Origin of the sequence: Pseudomonas sp. WS 5021 (genome assembly GCF_012985535.1) — a bacterium.
In the GTDB taxonomy this organism is placed as follows: domain Bacteria; phylum Pseudomonadota; class Gammaproteobacteria; order Pseudomonadales; family Pseudomonadaceae; genus Aquipseudomonas.
This window is the reverse complement of sequence record NZ_JAAQWP010000003.1, coordinates 472,607-490,341: the sequence shown is the minus strand read 5'-3', so window position 1 is coordinate 490,341 and position 17,735 is coordinate 472,607. Positions and strand designations below refer to the sequence as shown.

15 protein-coding genes are annotated in these 17,735 nt (G+C 61.9%); 5 read left to right on the top strand and 10 right to left on the bottom strand.

Annotation, left to right across the window (positions count from 1 at the left end; all coding sequences use genetic code 11):
* Nucleotides 1-104: 104 nt before the first annotated feature.
* Nucleotides 105-968, bottom strand: coding sequence for a LysR family transcriptional regulator (locus tag HBO19_RS12220; RefSeq protein ID WP_169954959.1), 864 nt, complete (start codon nucleotides 966-968; stop codon nucleotides 105-107).
* A 16-nt stretch (nucleotides 969-984) separates the two neighbouring features.
* Nucleotides 985-3,297, bottom strand: a complete 2,313-nt coding sequence (locus HBO19_RS12215) for a heavy metal translocating P-type ATPase (RefSeq protein WP_170042138.1) — start codon at nucleotides 3,295-3,297, stop codon at nucleotides 985-987.
* Between the two features lie 85 nt (nucleotides 3,298-3,382).
* On the opposite strand from HBO19_RS12215, the gene cadR reads away from it, so the two are divergent.
* Nucleotides 3,383-3,832, top strand: coding sequence for a Cd(II)/Pb(II)-responsive transcriptional regulator (cadR, locus tag HBO19_RS12210; RefSeq protein ID WP_169954961.1), 450 nt, complete (start codon nucleotides 3,383-3,385; stop codon nucleotides 3,830-3,832).
* 130 nt (nucleotides 3,833-3,962) lie between these two features.
* Here cadR and HBO19_RS12205 read toward each other — a convergent pair whose 3' ends face one another.
* Complete coding sequence (locus HBO19_RS12205) at nucleotides 3,963-4,934, bottom strand: thymidylate synthase (protein ID WP_170057573.1); 972 nt, start codon at nucleotides 4,932-4,934, stop codon at nucleotides 3,963-3,965.
* A gap of 51 nt (nucleotides 4,935-4,985) precedes the next feature.
* Entirely contained in the window at nucleotides 4,986-5,798 is an 813-nt protein-coding gene (gene lgt, locus HBO19_RS12200; protein ID WP_169954962.1) for a prolipoprotein diacylglyceryl transferase, read from the bottom strand.
* A gap of 212 nt (nucleotides 5,799-6,010) precedes the next feature.
* Here lgt and HBO19_RS12195 point away from each other — a divergent pair, with 212 nt between their 5' ends.
* On the top strand, nucleotides 6,011-6,757 hold the full coding sequence (locus HBO19_RS12195) for an NRDE family protein (protein ID WP_170057572.1): 747 nt from the start codon (nucleotides 6,011-6,013) through the stop codon (nucleotides 6,755-6,757).
* 111 nt (nucleotides 6,758-6,868) lie between these two features.
* On the opposite strand, the gene ptsP is transcribed toward HBO19_RS12195, so the two are convergent.
* Nucleotides 6,869-9,148: a phosphoenolpyruvate--protein phosphotransferase gene (gene ptsP, locus HBO19_RS12190; protein WP_169954964.1), complete on the bottom strand. Its 2,280-nt coding sequence runs from the start codon at nucleotides 9,146-9,148 to the stop codon at nucleotides 6,869-6,871.
* Nucleotides 9,149-9,170: 22 nt separating this feature from the next.
* On the bottom strand, nucleotides 9,171-9,650 hold the full coding sequence (locus tag HBO19_RS12185; protein ID WP_032858866.1) for an RNA pyrophosphohydrolase: 480 nt from the start codon (nucleotides 9,648-9,650) through the stop codon (nucleotides 9,171-9,173).
* Nucleotides 9,651-9,793: 143 nt separating this feature from the next.
* Between HBO19_RS12185 and HBO19_RS12180 the strand changes: the two genes are divergently transcribed.
* On the top strand, nucleotides 9,794-10,450 hold the full coding sequence (locus HBO19_RS12180) for an HAD family hydrolase (protein ID WP_169954965.1): 657 nt from the start codon (nucleotides 9,794-9,796) through the stop codon (nucleotides 10,448-10,450).
* 112 nt (nucleotides 10,451-10,562) lie between these two features.
* Here HBO19_RS12180 and HBO19_RS12175 read toward each other — a convergent pair whose 3' ends face one another.
* The gene (locus HBO19_RS12175) at nucleotides 10,563-10,976 is read right to left on the bottom strand and encodes a DUF2269 family protein (RefSeq protein ID WP_170042135.1); all 414 of its coding nucleotides are present in this window, start codon (nucleotides 10,974-10,976) and stop codon (nucleotides 10,563-10,565) included.
* A gap of 40 nt (nucleotides 10,977-11,016) precedes the next feature.
* Nucleotides 11,017-12,531, bottom strand: coding sequence for a threonine ammonia-lyase, biosynthetic (gene ilvA / locus HBO19_RS12170; RefSeq protein ID WP_169954967.1), 1,515 nt, complete (start codon nucleotides 12,529-12,531; stop codon nucleotides 11,017-11,019).
* Nucleotides 12,532-12,667: 136 nt separating this feature from the next.
* On the opposite strand from ilvA, the gene rpiA reads away from it, so the two are divergent.
* Together rpiA and HBO19_RS12160 are read left to right on the top strand one after the other, a co-directional pair.
* The gene (rpiA, locus tag HBO19_RS12165; protein WP_076963671.1) at nucleotides 12,668-13,339 is read left to right on the top strand and encodes a ribose-5-phosphate isomerase RpiA; all 672 of its coding nucleotides are present in this window, start codon (nucleotides 12,668-12,670) and stop codon (nucleotides 13,337-13,339) included.
* 362 nt (nucleotides 13,340-13,701) lie between these two features.
* Entirely contained in the window at nucleotides 13,702-15,648 is a 1,947-nt protein-coding gene (locus HBO19_RS12160) for an autotransporter domain-containing protein (RefSeq protein ID WP_170057571.1), read from the top strand.
* 7 nt (nucleotides 15,649-15,655) lie between these two features.
* Here HBO19_RS12160 and HBO19_RS12155 read toward each other — a convergent pair whose 3' ends face one another.
* Nucleotides 15,656-16,576 carry an SdiA-regulated domain-containing protein gene (locus tag HBO19_RS12155; RefSeq protein ID WP_169954969.1) on the bottom strand — a complete coding sequence of 307 codons (921 nt, stop codon included), beginning with the start codon at nucleotides 16,574-16,576 and terminating at the stop codon, nucleotides 15,656-15,658.
* Between the two features lie 121 nt (nucleotides 16,577-16,697).
* Complete coding sequence (locus tag HBO19_RS12150; RefSeq protein ID WP_169954970.1) at nucleotides 16,698-17,624, bottom strand: SdiA-regulated domain-containing protein; 927 nt, start codon at nucleotides 17,622-17,624, stop codon at nucleotides 16,698-16,700.
* Nucleotides 17,625-17,735: the final 111 nt, after the last annotated feature.

Sequence of the window (17,735 nt, the reverse complement as noted above, 5' to 3'; positions counted from 1 at the left end):
CCGCTATCGCAGGCAAGCCAGCTCCCACATTTGAATGTATTCACAGATCAAAATGTGGGAGCTGGCTTGCCTGCGACGGCGATTTCAAAACCATCAAAAATCTTTCAGAGTGGCGACATTTCCTGCGCCAACCCCAGAAACGCCGCCGGCAACCGGGCACCTTTGCGCTCTTTAAGGCAGTACAGGTACTCGGGAATCTGCGGCGCATTCTCGATGGTCAGCACCCGCAGTTGCGGGTCATGGGGCACTTCCTGGCGGGCGATGATACTGATGCCGATGTTGCGCAGCACCGCCTCGCGAATCGATTCGCGGCTGCCGATTTCCAGCAGCGGCCCATAACTCACGCCAGCGCCCTTGAGCATCTCTTCAGTCAGGCGCCGGGTGGTGGACCCTGCCTCGCGCATCAACAGGGTATGCCCCGCCAGCGCACTGAGCGGCACATGCTCCAGCACGGCCAACGGGTGATTGCGATGCACCGCCAGTACCAGTGGATCGGTGCCCAGCACCCGGCGGATCAGGCGCGGGTCGTCCAGCAGTTGCGAGGAGGCGGCGACGTCCACCCGGTAATCATCCAGGGCTTCGAGGACCTGCTGGGAATTGCCGATTTCCACCGCCACTTCCACGTGGGGCAAGCGCTCACGAAAGGTTTTCACCAGGTCGAGGATGTAATAGGGCGCGGTCGCGGCGATCCGCAACGTGCCCTGGACCTGGCCACTGTTGCGCAGGAAAAACTCGATATCCGCTTCCTGTTGCAACAGCGCCTTGACCATCGGCATCAACCGCGCGCCTTCGTCGCTGACGGTGAGGCGGCGGCCACCGCGGTAGAACAGCTCAACTGCGTACTGGCTTTCCAGATGGCGGATCTGGGTGGTCACCGTGGGTTGGCTCAGGCCGAGTTTTTTCGCCGCCTGGGTAATACTGCCCAGGCGGGCAACCATGTAAAACGCCTTCAACTCGGCACTCAGCACACCACCCTCTCATCGACTATTTGCGCAGCAGGCGCAGACCATTGAACACCACCAGCAGGCTCACGCCCATGTCGGCGAACACCGCCATCCACATAGTTGCCATGCCCATGAAGGTGACCGCCAGGAAGATCGCCTTGATCACCAGCGCCAGGGCAATGTTCTGCTTGAGGATACTCGACGTTTGTCGCGACAAGCGTATGAATGCCGGAATCTTGCGCAAATCATCGTCCATCAGTGCCACGTCGGCGGTCTCGATGGCCGTGTCGGTGCCCGCTGCAGCCATGGCAAAGCCAATCTCGGCGCGGGCCAGGGCCGGGGCGTCGTTGATGCCGTCGCCGACCATGCCGACCCGGTGGTTTTTCCCGTACAGGTCCTCGATAGCCTTGAGCTTGTCGGTGGGCAGCAGGTCGCCCTGGGCCTGGTCGATGCCCACCTGGGCAGCAATTGCCTGGGCGGTGTGGGTGTTGTCGCCGGTGAGCATCAGGGTCTTGATGCCCAGCTCGTGCAACTGCTGGATGGCTTCGCGGCTGCTGTCCTTGACCGTATCGGCCACGGCGAACAGCGCCAATGGGCCGGATGTGTCGAGCAGCAGCACCACCGACTTGCCTTGTTTTTCCAGGGCGAAGAGTTTCTCTTCGAGGGCCGGCGAGCACAGGCCCAGTTCTTCCACCAGGCGATGGTTGCCCAGGTGATAGACCTGGCCATTGATCTCGCCGCGCACCCCGCGCCCGGCCAGGGCTTCGAAGTTATCCACAGCCTGTAGCGGGAGTTTTTTATCCACAGCGGCATTGGCGATCGCCAGCGACACCGGGTGGTCGGATCGCGCGGCCAGGCTGGCGGCCAAGGCCGGCGCGCGGTCCTCCAAGTTGGGGAACAACGCCAGGTAGTCGGTCTGCACCGGCTTGCCGTGGGTGATGGTGCCGGTCTTGTCCAGGGCCAGGTAGTCGAGCTTGTAGCCGGCCTCCAGGTACACGCCGCCCTTGATCAGGATGCCTTTGCGCGCAGCGGCAGCCAGGCCGCTGACGATGGTCACCGGGGTGGAAATCACCAGGGCACAAGGGCACGCGACCACCAACAGCACCAGGGCGCGGTAGATCCAGTCAAACCACACCGCGCCCATGAACAGCGGCGGGATCACGGCCACGCCGAGGGCAAACAGGAACACCGCCGGGGTGTAGATTTTCGAGAAGCTGTCGACAAAGCGCTGGGTCGGCGCCCGCGAACCCTGGGCCTGTTCCACTGCATGGATGATGCGCGCCAGCGTCGAGTTGTTGGCGGCAGCGGTCACCCGGTATTCCAGGGAACCGGCCTGGTTGATGGTGCCGGCGAAGACTTTATCGCCCACGGTCTTCTCGATCGGCAGGCTCTCGCCGGTGATCGGCGCCTGGTCGATGGTGGACTGGCCGGCAGTGACTTCGCCGTCCAGACCAATGCGCTCGCCGGGACGTACCCGCACAACAGCGCCCAGTTCAATGGTCTTGACCTCTTGTTCGACCCAGCTACCGTCAGCCTGGCGCACCGTGGCCCGCTCCGGGGTCATCTGCATCAAGCCACTGATGGCATTGCGCGCACGGTCCAGGGACTTGGCCTCGATCAACTCGGCCACGGTAAACAGGAACATCACCATCGCCGCTTCCGGCCACTGGCCGATCAGGATCGCACCGGTCACGGCGATGCTCATCAGCGCGTTGATGTTCAGGTTGAGGTTTTTCAGGGCAATCCAGCCCTTTTTGTAGGTGGTAAGGCCGCCACTGAGGATCGACACCAGCGCCACCAGCGCCACCACCCAGGTCGGGGCCGCGTCAGTGAAATGGATCACCTCTGCTGCCAGGGCGCAAAAACCAGACAGGGCCAGCGGCCACCAGTGCTTCTTGGCCGGTGGTGCGGCGGCCGGCACGCCCTCTTCGATCGGATCGGCCTGCATGCCCAGGGACTTGATGGCCTCGACGATCGGCGCGGTGCTCGGCAGGTCGTGGGTCACGCCGAGGATACGGTTGATCAGGTTGAATTCCAGTTGCTGCACACCGGCCATCTTGCCCAGTTTGTTCTGGATCAGCGTCTGCTCAGTGGGGCAGTCCATGGCCTCAATGCGGAAGGTACTCAGGCGCGCGTTGGCGCTGGTTGCTTGCGTCAACGTCACCAGCGACGGGGCTGCGGCGCCGGAACAGCAGGAGCCGCCACCGTGATCATGCTTTTTCACAGGCGCAAGCTTTTGCGCGTGATCATGATGGCTATGATCATGGCCGTGGTCGTGATGGCTGTGATCATGGTCGTGATCATGATCGTGGCTGTGGTCGTGCTTGTGCGGGGTGCGCAGGGAATCGCTCATTGTGTCGCGTCCATGAAGGTGCCTGTTGCCAAGTAAAGACCCTGTAGCCACTATAGGGTCAAGCACCCTTTTGGAGATTGCTGCGATGAAGATCGGCGAACTGGCAAAACTGACCGACTGCCCGGTGGAAACCATCCGTTATTACGAGAAAGAAGGCCTGCTGCCACCACCGGCGCGCAGTGAGGGCAACTACCGGCTGTACACCCAGGCGCACACCGAGCGCCTGACCTTTATCCGCAACTGCCGCAGCCTGGACATGACCCTGGAGGAAATCCGCAGCCTGCTCGGCCTGCGTGACAGCCCCCAGGACCAGTGCGAGAGCGTGAATGCACTGATCGACGAGCATATCCATCACGTCAAGGCGCGGATTGACGGGTTGCTGGCCTTGCAGACACAACTACTCGACCTGCGCCAGCGCTGTGGCGAAGGGCCGGAGATCGACCAGTGTGGGATTTTGCAGCGGCTGGAGGTCAGTGGGAGTGTGGCGGCCAGTGAGGCGGAGCACTCACATGTGGGCAGAAGCCACGGCCACTAACTCATGTGAACACCAACTAAATGTGGGAGCGGGCTTGCTCGCGATAGCGGTGGGCCAGTCGATTAAGATGTCGACTGATACCCCGCTATCGCGAGCAAGCCCGCTCCCACATTTTTTGACCGCGTTTAGATCAAACCGCCATCGGCGCCGTCATCGGCGCATGGTGCTCATAGCCTTCCAGCGAGAAGTCGCCAGGCTCGATCAGCTCCAGCCACTCCGGCTGGTACACCCCGGTCTTGGCAAACTCCGGCACGCGCTCGCTGATCACCAGCTTCGGCGCGGCAAATGGCTCGCGCTTGAGCTGTTCGCTGAGCATGTCCAGGTGGTTCTCGTAGACGTGCGCATCACCGATGAAATAGGTGAACCAGCGCGGCGTGTAGCCGGTCAGGCGCCCGATCAGGCTCAGCAGCGCGGCGCCTTCGGTGAGGTTGAACGGCGTGCCCAGGCCCAGGTCGTTGGAACGGATGTAGAGGGTCAGGGAGATTTCCTTGGTCTCGACATTCGGGTGGAACTGGTACAGCAGGTGGCACGGCGGCAAGGCCATTTCATCGAGCTGGGCGCAGTTCCAGCCGTGGAACAGGATGCGCCGGCTGCCCGGGTCCTTGATGATGGTGTCGACACACTGGCGGATCTGGTCGATGGCCTTGTACAGCACCACGTAGGCCTGGCCGTCTTCCTCGCCTTCGGCGATCTGGCGATAGCCCTGGGCCAGGGTCTGCTCGATAGCGGCCTGGTTGCTTAGCGGGATCTGCTTGTACGCCGGCCATTTGCGCCATTGCACGCCGTAGATCTCGCCCAGGTCGTCCTCGCCCTGGCGGAACGGGTTGGCCAGCCACTGCGCGTTTTCGTTGGCGTTCTGGTCCCAGACCTTGCAGCCCAGGGCGCGGAATTCGGCGGCGTTATTCACCCCACGCAAAAAGCCGCACATCTCGCCAATCGCCGATTTGAAGGCCATTTTGCGGGTGGTGATGGCCGGGAAGCCTTCCTGCAGGTCAAAGCGCAACATCGCACCGGGGAAGCTGATGGTGTTCACGCCAGTGCGGTTGGCCTGCTTGGTGCCGTTGTTGATGACGTGGGAAACCAGCTCGAGATATTGCTTCATGACATTACCTGTATCGGTGAAGCCGACGCCCTCGGGCCTCGGCGTTCGAATTTATAGCGCAGTGGTCTTGATCGCCTGTGGGCGGTTGTAAGCCCACCAGAGCAGGCCCAGGCCAACAAGAATCATCGGAATGCTCAGTACCTGACCCATGGTCAGCCAGCCGAACGCCAGGTAGCCCAACTGCGCATCCGGCACCCGCACGAACTCGACGATGAAACGGAAAATCCCGTAGAACAGGGCGAACATCCCCGAAACCGCCATGGTCGGCCGCGGTTTGCGCGAGTAGATATAGAGGATCAGGAACAGCGCCACGCCTTCCAGGGCGAACTGGTACAACTGCGACGGATGGCGCGCCAACTGCGCCGGGTCGCTGAACGGCGGGAACACCATGGCCCACGGCACATCGGTCGGCTTGCCCCACAGCTCGGCGTTGATGAAGTTACCGATCCGCCCGGCACCCAGGCCAATCGGCACCATCGGCGCGACAAAATCCATCAGTTGGAAGAACGACTTACCGTTGCGCCGGCCAAACCACCAGGCCGCGAGCATCACGCCGATAAAGCCGCCGTGGAACGCCATGCCGCCCTTCCATACCTCGAAAATCAGGGTCGGGTTGGCCAGGTACGCGCTCAGGTCGTAGAACAGCACATAGCCCAGGCGCCCGCCGACGATCACGCCCATCGACATCCAAAACACCATGTCGGAGAGCTTCTCCTTGGTCCAGGTCGGGTCGAAGCGGTTCAGGCGTCGGGAAGCCAACAGCCAGGCGCCGCCGATGCCGATCAGGTACATCAACCCGTACCAGTGGATTTTCAGCGGACCGATGGCCAGGGCCACCGGGTCGATCTGCGGGTAAGGCAGCATTGCGACTCCTCGTTAAATCATTCGTTATTGCGCACGGACCTTGCCGGTGGACGATTAAGCCTGCGTTACAGCAGCTCGATCAAATGAAGAAGTTCGCACCCGCGCCAAGCAGCCTGGCATGTTAACGGATGGGAGGCATCTGGCCCAACTTCGATACGATGGATAGCCGGCGGTTCTATGGGTAGAGTGAGCAAAACACAAAGGATCGCCTTATGTGCCTGATTGTTTTCGCCTGGCGGCCGGGCCATGCCCAGCCGCTGATCGTCGCGGCCAACCGTGACGAATTCTACGCCCGGCCCAGCCTGCCCTTGGCCCAGTGGCCGGATGCACCGCAGGTGTATGCCGGTCGCGACCAGGAAGCGGGAGGCACTTGGCTGGGGGTGGGCGCCGATGGACGGTTTGCCGCGCTGACCAATATCCGCGACCCGCACCAGCCACCGGCGCGCAAGTCCCGCGGCGAGTTGGTGGCGCGTTTTCTCGGTGGTTCGCTGCCGGTTGCCGACTACTTGACCGAGGTTAACGGCAGATCGATTGAATATGCCGGATTCAACCTGTTGCTTGGCACGCCGCACGAGCTGTGGCACTACAACGCCAATGAATCGGCCCCCACCCAACTGAAGGCCGGGATCTATGGTTTATCCAACGCCGGGCTGGATACGCCCTGGCCCAAGCTGCTCAAGGCCAAGGCGGCACTGAGCCAAGTGCTGGGTGATCCGCAGCCGGATGCCTTGCTGGAAATTTTGAGCGACCCGCAGACCGCTCCTTTTGCCGAGTTGCCGGATACCGGGGTGGGGTTGGCTACGGAGAGTTTGTTGTCGAGTGTGTTTATCGCCAGCCCCAGTTATGGGACGCGGGCGAGTACCGCGCTGATTGTGCATGCCGATGGGCTGCGACATATGCTCGAACGCAGCTTTGGGCCCCATGGGGGGCGGTTGGGCGAGGTGGAACTCAAGATCTAACAGCGCCGCAGGTCAACTGTGGGAGCGGGCTTGCCCGCGATAGCATTGGATCAGTCGGCATCTTAGTTGACTGACCTACCGCAATCGCGGGCAAGCCCGCTCCCACATTTTTTAGAGGGTTTTCGTCGCGGTCGGATTGATCATCCGCGCCAACCCCAGGCTTTTCAGGGCCAACTGCAGCGAGCTGTGGATAACTTGCGGGTTGTCGATGGTCATCAGTTCCGCCAGCAGGTCCTTGGCCTTGCTCAGGTTGATCTGGCGCAGCATCCACTTGACCTTGGGCAAGTTGGTGGCGTTCATCGACAGGCTGTCAAAGCCCATGGCCATCAACAGCACCGCCGCCGCCGGATCACCGGCCATTTCCCCACAGATACTCACCGGCTTGCCTTCGGCATGGGCATCGCGCACCACGTTCTGCAAGGCTTGCAGCACCGCCGGGTGCAGGTAGTCGTAGAGGTCGGCCACCCGTGGGTTGTTGCGGTCCACGGCCAGCAGGTATTGGGTCAGGTCGTTGGAGCCCACCGACAGGAAGTCCACCTGCCGCGCCAGCTCCTTGGCCTGGTACACCGCGGCCGGGATTTCGATCATCACGCCAATCGGCGGCATCGGCACGTCGGCGCCTTCGTCGCGCACTTCGCCCCAGGCCCGGTGGATCAGGTGCAGGGCTTCTTCCAGCTCGTGGGTGCCGGAGATCATCGGAAGAAGAATGCGCAGGTTGTTCAGGCCTTCGCTGGCCTTGAGCATGGCGCGGGTCTGGACGAGGAAGATTTCGGGGTGGTCGAGGGTAACGCGGATACCGCGCCAGCCAAGGAAGGGGTTGTCTTCCTTGATGGGGAAATAAGACAGTGACTTGTCGCCGCCGATGTCCAGGCTGCGCATCGTCACCGGTAACGGATGGAAGGCGGACAGTTGCTCGCGATAAATCGCCAGCTGCTCCTTCTCGCTCGGGAAACGTTGGTTGATCATGAACGGCACTTCGGTGCGGTACAGGCCCACCCCTTCAGCGCCACGTTGTTGCGCACGCGCCACGTCCGCCAGCAGGCCAGTATTGACCAGCAGCGGTACACGGTGGCCGTCGAGGGTCACGCAGGGCAGTTCGCGCAGGGCATCGAGCCCCTGGGACAGCTGGCGCTCCTCCTCGACAACTTCGGCGTACTGCTTGCGCAGCACCTCGCTGGGGTTGGTGAACACCTCGCCACGGTGCCCGTCGACGATCATCGAAATGCCGTCGACCTTGGAATACGGCAGGTCCACCAGGCCCATCACTGTCGGGATGCCCATGGCACGGGCCAGGATCGCCACGTGGGAGTTGCCCGAACCCAATACCGAGACCAGGCCCACCAGTTTGCCTTCCGGCACTTCGCCGAGCATGGTGGCGGTCAGTTCTTCACTGATCAGGATGGTGTTGTCGGGGTAGACCAGGTTGGTGGTGCGGTCTTCCTGCAGGTAGGCCAGCAGGCGCCGACCGAGGTCGCGCACATCCGAGGCGCGCTCGCGCAGGTAGGCGTCGTCCATCAATTCAAAGCGGTTGACGTGATCGGTGACCACCTGGCGCAGCGCGCCCTGGGCCCACTGGCCGGTCTTGATCACGGTCTTGACTTCGTTACCCAGGGACGCGTCGTCGAGCATCATCTGGTACACGTCGAACAGCGCCCGTTCTTCGGGGCGCAACTGGGTGGCCAGCTTGGTCGACAGGTTGCGCATATCGGCGCGCACGCCTTCCAGGGCGGTCTTGAACAGTTTGATTTCCGCGTCGATGTCGTCGACGGACTTGTCCGGCACCACATCGAGGTCGGCCGGCGGCAGCATGACCACCGCAGTACCGACCGCCGCGCCCGGCGAACCCGGTACGCCGACGAACTTGGCTTCCTGGATCCCCTTGCCCTGGCGCCCCAGGCCGCGAATCGAGCCGGTGGCTTCGGCGTGGGCGATCACCCCGGCCAACTGCGCGCTCATGGTCACGAGGAAGGCTTCTTCACCTTCATCGAACTGGCGGCGTTCTTTCTGCTGGATGACCAATACGCCGACAACGCGGCGGTGGTGGATGATCGGTGCGCCGAGGAATGAGGCATAGCGCTCTTCACCGGTTTCGGCAAAGTAGCGATAACGCGGGTGATCGGCCGCGTTTTCAAGGTTCAGGGGTTCTTCACGCGTCCCCACCAGGCCCACCAGACCTTCATTGGGCGCCATGCTGACCTTGCCGATGGAGCGCTTGTTCAAGCCCTCCGTGGCCATCAGCACAAAACGGTTGGTCTCGGGGTCCAGCAGGTAAACCGAGCAGACCTGGCTGCCCATGGCTTCCTTGACGCGCAACACAATAATCCCCAACGCCGCCTTGAGATCCTTGGCGGAGTTAACTTCCTGGACGATCTTGCGCAGCGTATTGAGCATGGCTCGGGGTCGAACTCCGTCGTCAGTCGCGCGCTAAAAGGCGCGGGGCAAGCTCTTTGAGAGCGCGACGATAAACCTCGCGCTTGAATGTCACCACCTGGCCCAACGGATACCAATAACTGACCCAGCGCCAGCCATCGAACTCCGGTTTACCGGTCAAATCCATACGCACCCGCTGCTCGTTGGAGACAAGGCGCAGCAGAAACCACTTTTGCTTCTGGCCGATGCACAGCGGTTGGCTGTGGGTACGCACCAGGCGTTGCGGCAAACGATAGCGCAACCAGCCTCGGGTACAGGCCAGAATTTGCACATCTTCGCGCTCCAGGCCGACTTCTTCGTTCAACTCACGGTACAGGGCGTCTTCAGGGGTTTCATCGGGGTTGATCCCACCCTGGGGAAACTGCCAGGCATCTTGGTTGATTCGGCGAGCCCATAGCACCTGTCCGGCATCATTCGTAAGAATAATCCCGACATTTGGACGGAAACCATCGGGGTCGATCACGGCAACAACCTCGCAAACGCATGTCGCCGCATTGTTCCACAAAGCTTGTTGCAGCGGCAACGAGGCTGCTTACCTTATGTGCACTCTTGTGAAAAGACCGTATTCTGGACGCCTTTTTACAGACTTTTCAGCGAGTAACCGCAATGCGCCTGGCTTTATTCGACTTGGACAACACGCTTTTGGGCGGCGACAGTGACCACGCCTGGGGTGATTACCTGTGTGAGCGCGGCATCCTCGATGCCGTTGCCTACAAGACCCGCAACGACGAGTTCTACCAGGATTACCTGGCCGGCAAGCTGGACAACGCCGCGTACCTGAACTTCAGCCTGGAGATCCTCGGCAGCACCGAGATGGCCCAGCTCGACGAATGGCACCGCGACTTCATGCGCGACTGCATCGAGCCGCTGATGCTGCCCAAGGCGGCTGAACTGCTGGCCAAGCACCGCGCCGCCGGTGACACGCTGGTGATCATCACCGCCACCAACCGCTTTGTCACCGCGCCGATTGCCGCACGTTTGGGGGTTGAAACCCTGATCGCCACCGAATGCGAGATGGCCGATGGCCGCTACACCGGGCGCAGCACCGATGTACCGTGCTTTCGCGAGGGCAAGGTCACGCGCTTGAATCGTTGGCTGGAAGAGACCGGGTATAGCCTGCAAGACAGCTATTTCTATAGCGACTCGATGAATGACCTGCCGCTGCTGGAGCAGGTGACCCACCCGGTGGCGGTGGATCCGGACCCGAATCTGCGGGCCGAGGCCCAGAAGCGTGGCTGGCCGGTGATTAGCCTGCGCGGCTGATAAAGCTTTCGCGAGCAAGCCCGCTCCCACATTCGACTGCATTCCAAAGGTGGAACCCGATCAAATGTGGGAGCGGGCTTGCTCGCGAATGAAGGCGACCCGGTTTCAAGCCTTAAACGGGTTTGGCACCCATCAACCCGGCAATCGCCACAAACCCCACCAGGCTGACAACCGCCAGGGCCAGGGTGAATTTCGCACTGCCCGTACCGCCCAGCCGCAGGCGATTGAGGCGCACCACCAGCCAGAACCAGGCCAGCGCCGCCACGGTGTAGATCACGCTGGAGCCCAGGATCCATGTCTGCCCCAATGGCCAGCCGATCAGGTGCACCAGCCACCAGCCGGTAAACGGCATGCTCACCAGGCTTACGCCCATCAACAACCAGACAAACAGCCATGGCCGGTGCAACGTAACCGCCGGGCCGGCGGCGCGCTTGCGCCAGCTCAGTACGGCCAGCGCCAGGCCACTGGCCAACAGCAGCACTGTTGCCACCATGTGGATCGTCTTGAGGGTCGTCAGATATTCCATGCTCTCGATTCCTTAAAGGCCGCCCAGTCAGCGTAGTCGCTCAACCGAGGAACAGCTGATAGGCCGGGTTGTCACTTTCATCCCAATACGGGTAGCCAATCGCTTCCAATGCCGCTGGCACCAGGTGGCGCTCGTTGGCCGGCACTTGCAGCCCAGCCACCACGCGGCCATCGGCCGCACCGTGGTTGCGATAGTGGAACATCGAAATGTTCCAGCGCCCGCCTAATTTATTCAGAAAGTTGAACAAGGCCCCCGGACGCTCCGGGAACTCGAAGCGAAACACCACTTCATTGCTGACATGCGCCGCATGCCCGCCGACCATATGGCGGATGTGCAGCTTGGCCAGTTCGTTCTCGGTCAGGTCCAGCACCGGGAAACCCTGCTCGCTCAGGCTGGCAATCAGCGCGCTGCGCGGGTCGGTTTCCGGGTGGGTCTGCACCCCGACAAAAATGTGCGCTTCACTGCCGGAGTGGTAGCGGTAGTTGAATTCGGTGATCTGGCGCTTGCCCACGGCCTCGCAGAAGGCCTTGAAGCTGCCCGGGCGCTCGGGGATGGTCACGGCAATGATCGCCTCGCGACCTTCGCCCAGCTCGGCGCGCTCGGCCACATGGCGCAGGCGGTCGAAGTTGACGTTGGCCCCGGAATCAATGGCGACAAAGGTCTGGCCGCTGACGCCACGGGTCTCCACATACTTCTTGATCCCGGCCACGCCCAATGCCCCTGCAGGCTCGGTGATGGAGCGGGTGTCGTCGTAGATATCCTTGATCGCCGCGCAGATTTCATCGGTGCTGACGGTGATCACTTCATCCACATAGTCCTTGCAGATATCGAAGGTGTGCTGGCCGATCTGCGCCACCGCCACGCCATCGGCAAAGATCCCCACGGCCGGCAGTACCACGCGTTCGCCCGCGGCCATGGCGGCTTGCAGGCAGTTGGAGTCGTCCGGCTCGACACCGATGATCTTGATCTCCGGGCGCAGGTACTTCACGTACGCCGCGATGCCGGCAATCAGGCCGCCGCCGCCCACTGGGACGAAAATCGCATCCAGCGGCCCTGGGTGCTGGCGCAGGATTTCCATCGCCACGGTGCCCTGCCCGGCAATGGTGTGTGGATCATCGTAGGGGTGAATATAGACGTAGCCTTTTTCGTCGACCAGTTTCAGCGAGTACGCCAGCGCTTCCGGGAAGGAGTCACCGTGCAGCACCACTTTGCCGCCACGGGAACGCACGCCTTCGACTTTGATCTCCGGGGTGGTCTTGGGCATCACGATGGTGGCCTTGACCCCCAGCACCTTGGCCGCCAGGGCCAGGCCCTGGGCATGGTTGCCCGCCGAGGCGGTGACCACGCCACGGGCACGTTCTTCGGCGCTCAGTTGGGTCAGCTTGTTGTAGGCGCCGCGAATCTTGAAGGAGAACACCGGCTGCAAGTCTTCACGCTTAAGCCAGACCTTATTGCCCAGGCGCTCGGAGAGCTGGCGGGCGGTCTGCAACGGGGTTTCCACGGCAACGTCGTAAACGCGCGAGGTGAGGATCTTCTTGACGTACTGTTCGAGCATCGGAAAGCATCACTGGGCGGGTTGGGCAGGGCCGAGGAGTCTAACCCGCCTCTTGGCCGGACGACCACACGAATCCAGAGGTTTTGTTGGGTTATACTCGCGCCCCTCTTTACTCCCCGCCCGTTCCGGAGCCCGCATGACCCAGGATCAACTCAAACAGGCAGTGGCCCAGGCCGCCGTCGATTTAATCCTTCCTAAACTCGACGATAAAAGCATCGTCGGCGTCGGCACCGGCTCCACCGCCAATTGCTTTATCGATGCGCTGGCCCTGCACAAGGGCGCGTTCGACGGCGCCGTGGCCAGCTCCGAAGCCACCGCCGCGCGCCTCAAGGGCCATGGCATCCCGGTGTACGAGCTCAATACCGTGAGCGACCTGGAGTTCTACGTCGACGGCGCCGATGAAAGCGACGAGCACCTGAACCTGATCAAGGGCGGCGGCGCAGCCCTGACCCGCGAGAAGATCGTCGCAGCCGTGGCCAAGACCTTTATCTGCATCGCCGACGCCAGCAAGCTGGTGCCAGTGCTGGGCAACTTCCCGCTGCCCGTCGAAGTGATCCCCATGGCCCGCAGCCACGTGGCCCGCGAGCTGGTGAAACTGGGCGGCGACCCGGTGTACCGCGAAGGCGTGCTGACCGATAACGGCAACATCATCCTCGACGTATTCAACATGCAGATCACCAACCCGGTGGAGCTGGAGACCCAGATCAATGCCATCGTCGGCGTGGTCACCAACGGGTTGTTTGCAGCGCGGCCTGCCGATGTACTGCTGCTGGGGACCAGTGAAGGCGTGAAAACCCTCAAGGCCTAAGTACACGCAGAACCCCTGTGGGAGCGGGCTTGCTCGCGAATGCGGTGTGTCAGCTAGCAAAATCGGTGACTGGCACACCGCATTCGCGAGCAAGCCCGCTCCCACATTTTTGACCGCGCCCCATCCGATGTACATGTAACAAAAACGCTACTTTTCGCAGCATTCCCTCCCCCGCCTGCCCCAATTTGTGCGCCAGCTCACGGCATCCCCTGCCATATCTGGTATCAAATCCGTTACAACTTATAGCCAGGCGACCCCCACTTCCAACAACGCGCCAATTCGCGACCGCCCCATGGAATGAGGCGCGCATTGTGCAATCGGTCCCGCCGAGCCACTCCCCCAACCACCTCAAGGAAGACCTTGTGATCAAGCCCCTAGCCCTCGCTGTCAGCGTTGCCTGTGCCCTGCTGTCGACTCAATCCAATGCCTACGACTACGGCGAGCACGCCAATGTCACCCTGGAAAAGCTGATCACCGACTACCCCGGCCGCTATCGCGGCACGGCCAACTTTGCCGGGGCCGCCGACTGGATGCAGAGCCAGATGGGCAGCGCCTACAACATCAGCCGCCAGGACTTCACCTGGAATGGCGGCAGCCGCGCCTCGCAGAACGTGGTGGCCTACGCCGCCGGTACCAAACCGCAATACGTGGTGATTGGCGCGCACTTCGACACCTACTTCGGCCGCCCGACCCTGCAAGGCCTGGACGACAACGGCTCCGGCGCCAGCGTGCTGACCGAAGTGGCGAAGAACCTCGGTGGCCTGCAACTGGAAAACGGCCTGCAGATCGTCGGCTTCGGCGCCGAAGAGGAAGGCCTGCGCGGCTCCCGGGCGTTTGTCGACTCATTGAGCGCCAGCCAACGCGCCAATATGCTGGCCATGATCAACCTCGACAGCCTGATCACCGGCGACATGATGTACGCCCACGCCGGCCAGAACAGCACCGCCAATCCGGCCCTGGCGTCGTTGCGCGAACACACGTTCCAAATCGCCAAGGAGTTGAACATCAACCTGTTCACCAACCCCGGACTGGACGCGCAATACCCCGCCGGCACCGGCTGTTGCAGTGACGGCGAGGCCTTCGAGGCGCTGAACATCCCGATCCTGTATATCGAAGCCACCAACTGGGAACTGGGCGCCCTGGACGGCTACACCCAGACCAACAACCCGGCAATCCCCGGCGGCTCGACGTGGCACGACCCCAATGAAGACAACAAGACGGTCCTGACCAACGCCTTCGGCCAGGAACGCATCGACCAGCGCCTGCGCGACTATTCGCGCCTGCTCAGTCGCCTGGTGCTGGAGCTGACCAATGCCGACTTGATGGCGTCGACCACCTCGGGCGGCGCGGTTGCGCGCAATATGCAGGACAACCTGCAGCGCCAGCACCAGGCCATGGTGCGCCTGCACGACCGTCGCTGGCTGACTTTGCAAGCGGCCAGCCGTGAAGTCGGCAGCTTCGATGGCGAGATCGGCGTGGACGGCGAATACAACCCGGACAGCGGCTTCGACACCGCCCCCAACCCAGAGGCCCGGCGCCTGGGCCTGCATGCCCTGGGCGACTATCAACTGAGCAGCAGCCTGAACATCGGCGCCAGCCTGAGCTACCTCAACGGTCGCGACAAGCTGGAACACCGTGGCAAGCTGCAAAGCGACACCTGGCAAGCCGCGGTCTACGCCTTGTTGAACGATGGCGGCCCGACCTGGCTGGCCGGCGACCTGAGCGTGGGCCACAGCAGCTTCGACTCCAAGCGCAACCTGCTGATCCAGGCCAATGGTGGCCCCGTGCTGCTTAACCAGCAGTTGACTGGCGAGACCGACGCCCTGTCCCTGGACGCCCGAGTGCTCGGCGGTTATGACTTCGATCTGGGCGCGATCAAGACCGGGCCGTTTGCCGGGCTCGATTACAGCCACTCGCGCATCGACAAGTTCCACGAGAAGCAGAACCTGCGCACCGCCCTTGAATATGAAGAACAGTCCTTCGATTCCCTGGAAGCCAGCCTCGGCTGGCGCGTGCGCGGTGCCGTGGCCCTGCCTTATGGCCTGAGCCTGATGCCCTACGGCGACATCGCCTGGGTCAAGGAATTGGCCGACGGCCGCCTCGACGACCTCGACCTGACCGCCCGCGCCGACGGCCAGGCCCGTACCGCACGCCTGGGCTCAGTGGACAAGAGCTTTGGTCGCGCACAGGTCGGCAGCCAATTGGCGATCACCCCGCAGCTTGGGGTGTACGCAGAGGTGAACGGCCGCCTGGGCCATGCCGAAGGCAGCCAGACCGGCTATTCGTTGGGTGTGCAGTGGATGTTCTGATCCGCGCTTAGCGCTGCTCGGGCTTTTTCTTGAAGACATAGAACAGGTTCGGCTCACTCACCAGGTACAACGTGCCATCGTCATCCATGGCAATACCCTCGGCCTGGGGCACGCGTTTCTTCAGGCCATTGCGCCCCTTGAGCAGCGACAAGCTGCTCAAGGGGCGACCGTCGATATCCAGTTCCAGCACCAGGTACGACTCATCGGACAGCGCCAGCAAATGGCCGCTGCGCTCATCGTATTGCAGGCTGGACAGGTCGCGTACAAACAGCCCGGCATCGCGTCGGGGGTTGTTGACCACGTGGACCGAGTAGGTTTTTTCCGGTTTGAAATGGGGAAAGCCGTGCACTTCGTAGATCAGCATCGGGTCCCGCTCCTTGGCGACGAACAGGCGCTTGCCCACTGAGTCATAGGCCAGCCCTTCAAAGCCTTTATTGCCCTTCAGGTGCACACCCAGGGTCATCTGCTCGGCCTCGGCCGCGTCGAGAAACTGCGTGTCGTCCTCCAGATGGATCTTGATCAGCCGCTGCTGGCGCTCATCGCTGACCACGTAGGTGTTTTCGCTGATGAACTCCACCGCCTCGGCATCGCCAAACCCCACCAGGTTGATGCGCCGCAGGATCTTGCCGTCCAGGGACAACTCGACCAGTTCGGCGTTTTGGTTGGTCACGGTAAACAGGCTCTTGCGCACCGGGTCGTAGGTCAGCGCCGAGACATCATCATCCAGGCCTTCAATCACCTGGGCTTCCAGCACCACCTCATAGTCCGCCAGGCCAATGGAGCGTTCATCCAGCGGCTGGCGCCAGGTCTGCCAGTTGAACCAGGCGCGCTCGAATAAACGAAACTGCTGGGCGACCACGCCCACAGCAACCAGGGCGATCAACACTAGGATAAGAAGGGCAGGTTTGGGGCGGGCAAATCGGCGCATGGGGGCTGGCTCAAAGTCAAAACTGGCAAATGAATATCACAGCCATCTGAATTTAAACTTAAACGCAGCTCAGTGTCTGGGGAATGCCGCTCATAGAGAAGAATCCGACGTAATCAATCGGCTATTTCTGCTTCTCGAAGCGGTAGAACAAATTGGGCTCGCTGACCATGTACAGGGTGCCGTTTTCGTCCATGGTCACGCCTTCGGCGCGGGGGATGGTGTTTTTCAAGCCGTTGAAGCCGCCCAGCACGGTCATGAAGCTGACTTGCTCGCCCTTCTCGTCCAGTTCCAGCAGCAGATGGGAGTCGGCGGACAGTACCAACAGGTGGCCGGTACGCGGATCGACACTCAGGGCCGAAAGGTTGCGGATATCCAGCTCGGAGCTGGGCAATTTCTGCTTGTCGCCCGCCAGGACCTGGCTGCCGTCGCTGGCCCAGGTAAACAGCTGCGCTGGGCGCTCGATACCCAGCACCAGCTGTTGATTGCGTTTGTCCCAGGTGATGGCCTCGAACGCCTTGTTCTGGTTCTTGGAGGGGCCCAGGTCGTAGCTCGGGTAGTCGGCGAAGGCCAGTTGCCGCGTGTCGGCATCGACCTTGACCAGGGTCACGTTGTGCCTGCGCTCATCCACGATGGCCAGCACGCCGTTTTCCATGACCGTCACACCTTCCGGGTTGCTCCAGCCCACCATCGGAATCTTGCGCAACACATCACCCTGCAGGCTCAGCTCCACCAGGAACGGGTTTCTGCCCATGACGGCGAACAGGGTCTTGGTCCTGGGGTCGTAGGCCAGATCCGAAGCTTCGTCCTTTTCCATGCCAGGCAACGGCTTGGCGTCGATCACCGCCTGGTAATCCGGAAGCCAGATGCTCTCGCGACGCTCCATCGGGCTTTCAAACCGCTCCAACACCCACAACGCGCCCCGGTCATCCCAGTGCATCAACCAGGAAATCCCGTACATGATCGCCCCGGCCAGGAATAGCCAGGAATACCAGCGCATGTTCAAGCGCGAACGAAGAGTGGGTTTCACAGAAGGGAGGGGCACGGCCATGGAGGCATTCCAGATAATCGGCTGTAGGTGATGGCCCAGGCTCAGAGCGCCCGCGTGCCATATGACCGAGGATTATCCGGATGGAGTGTGAAAAAAATGCAAAGCCCCGAT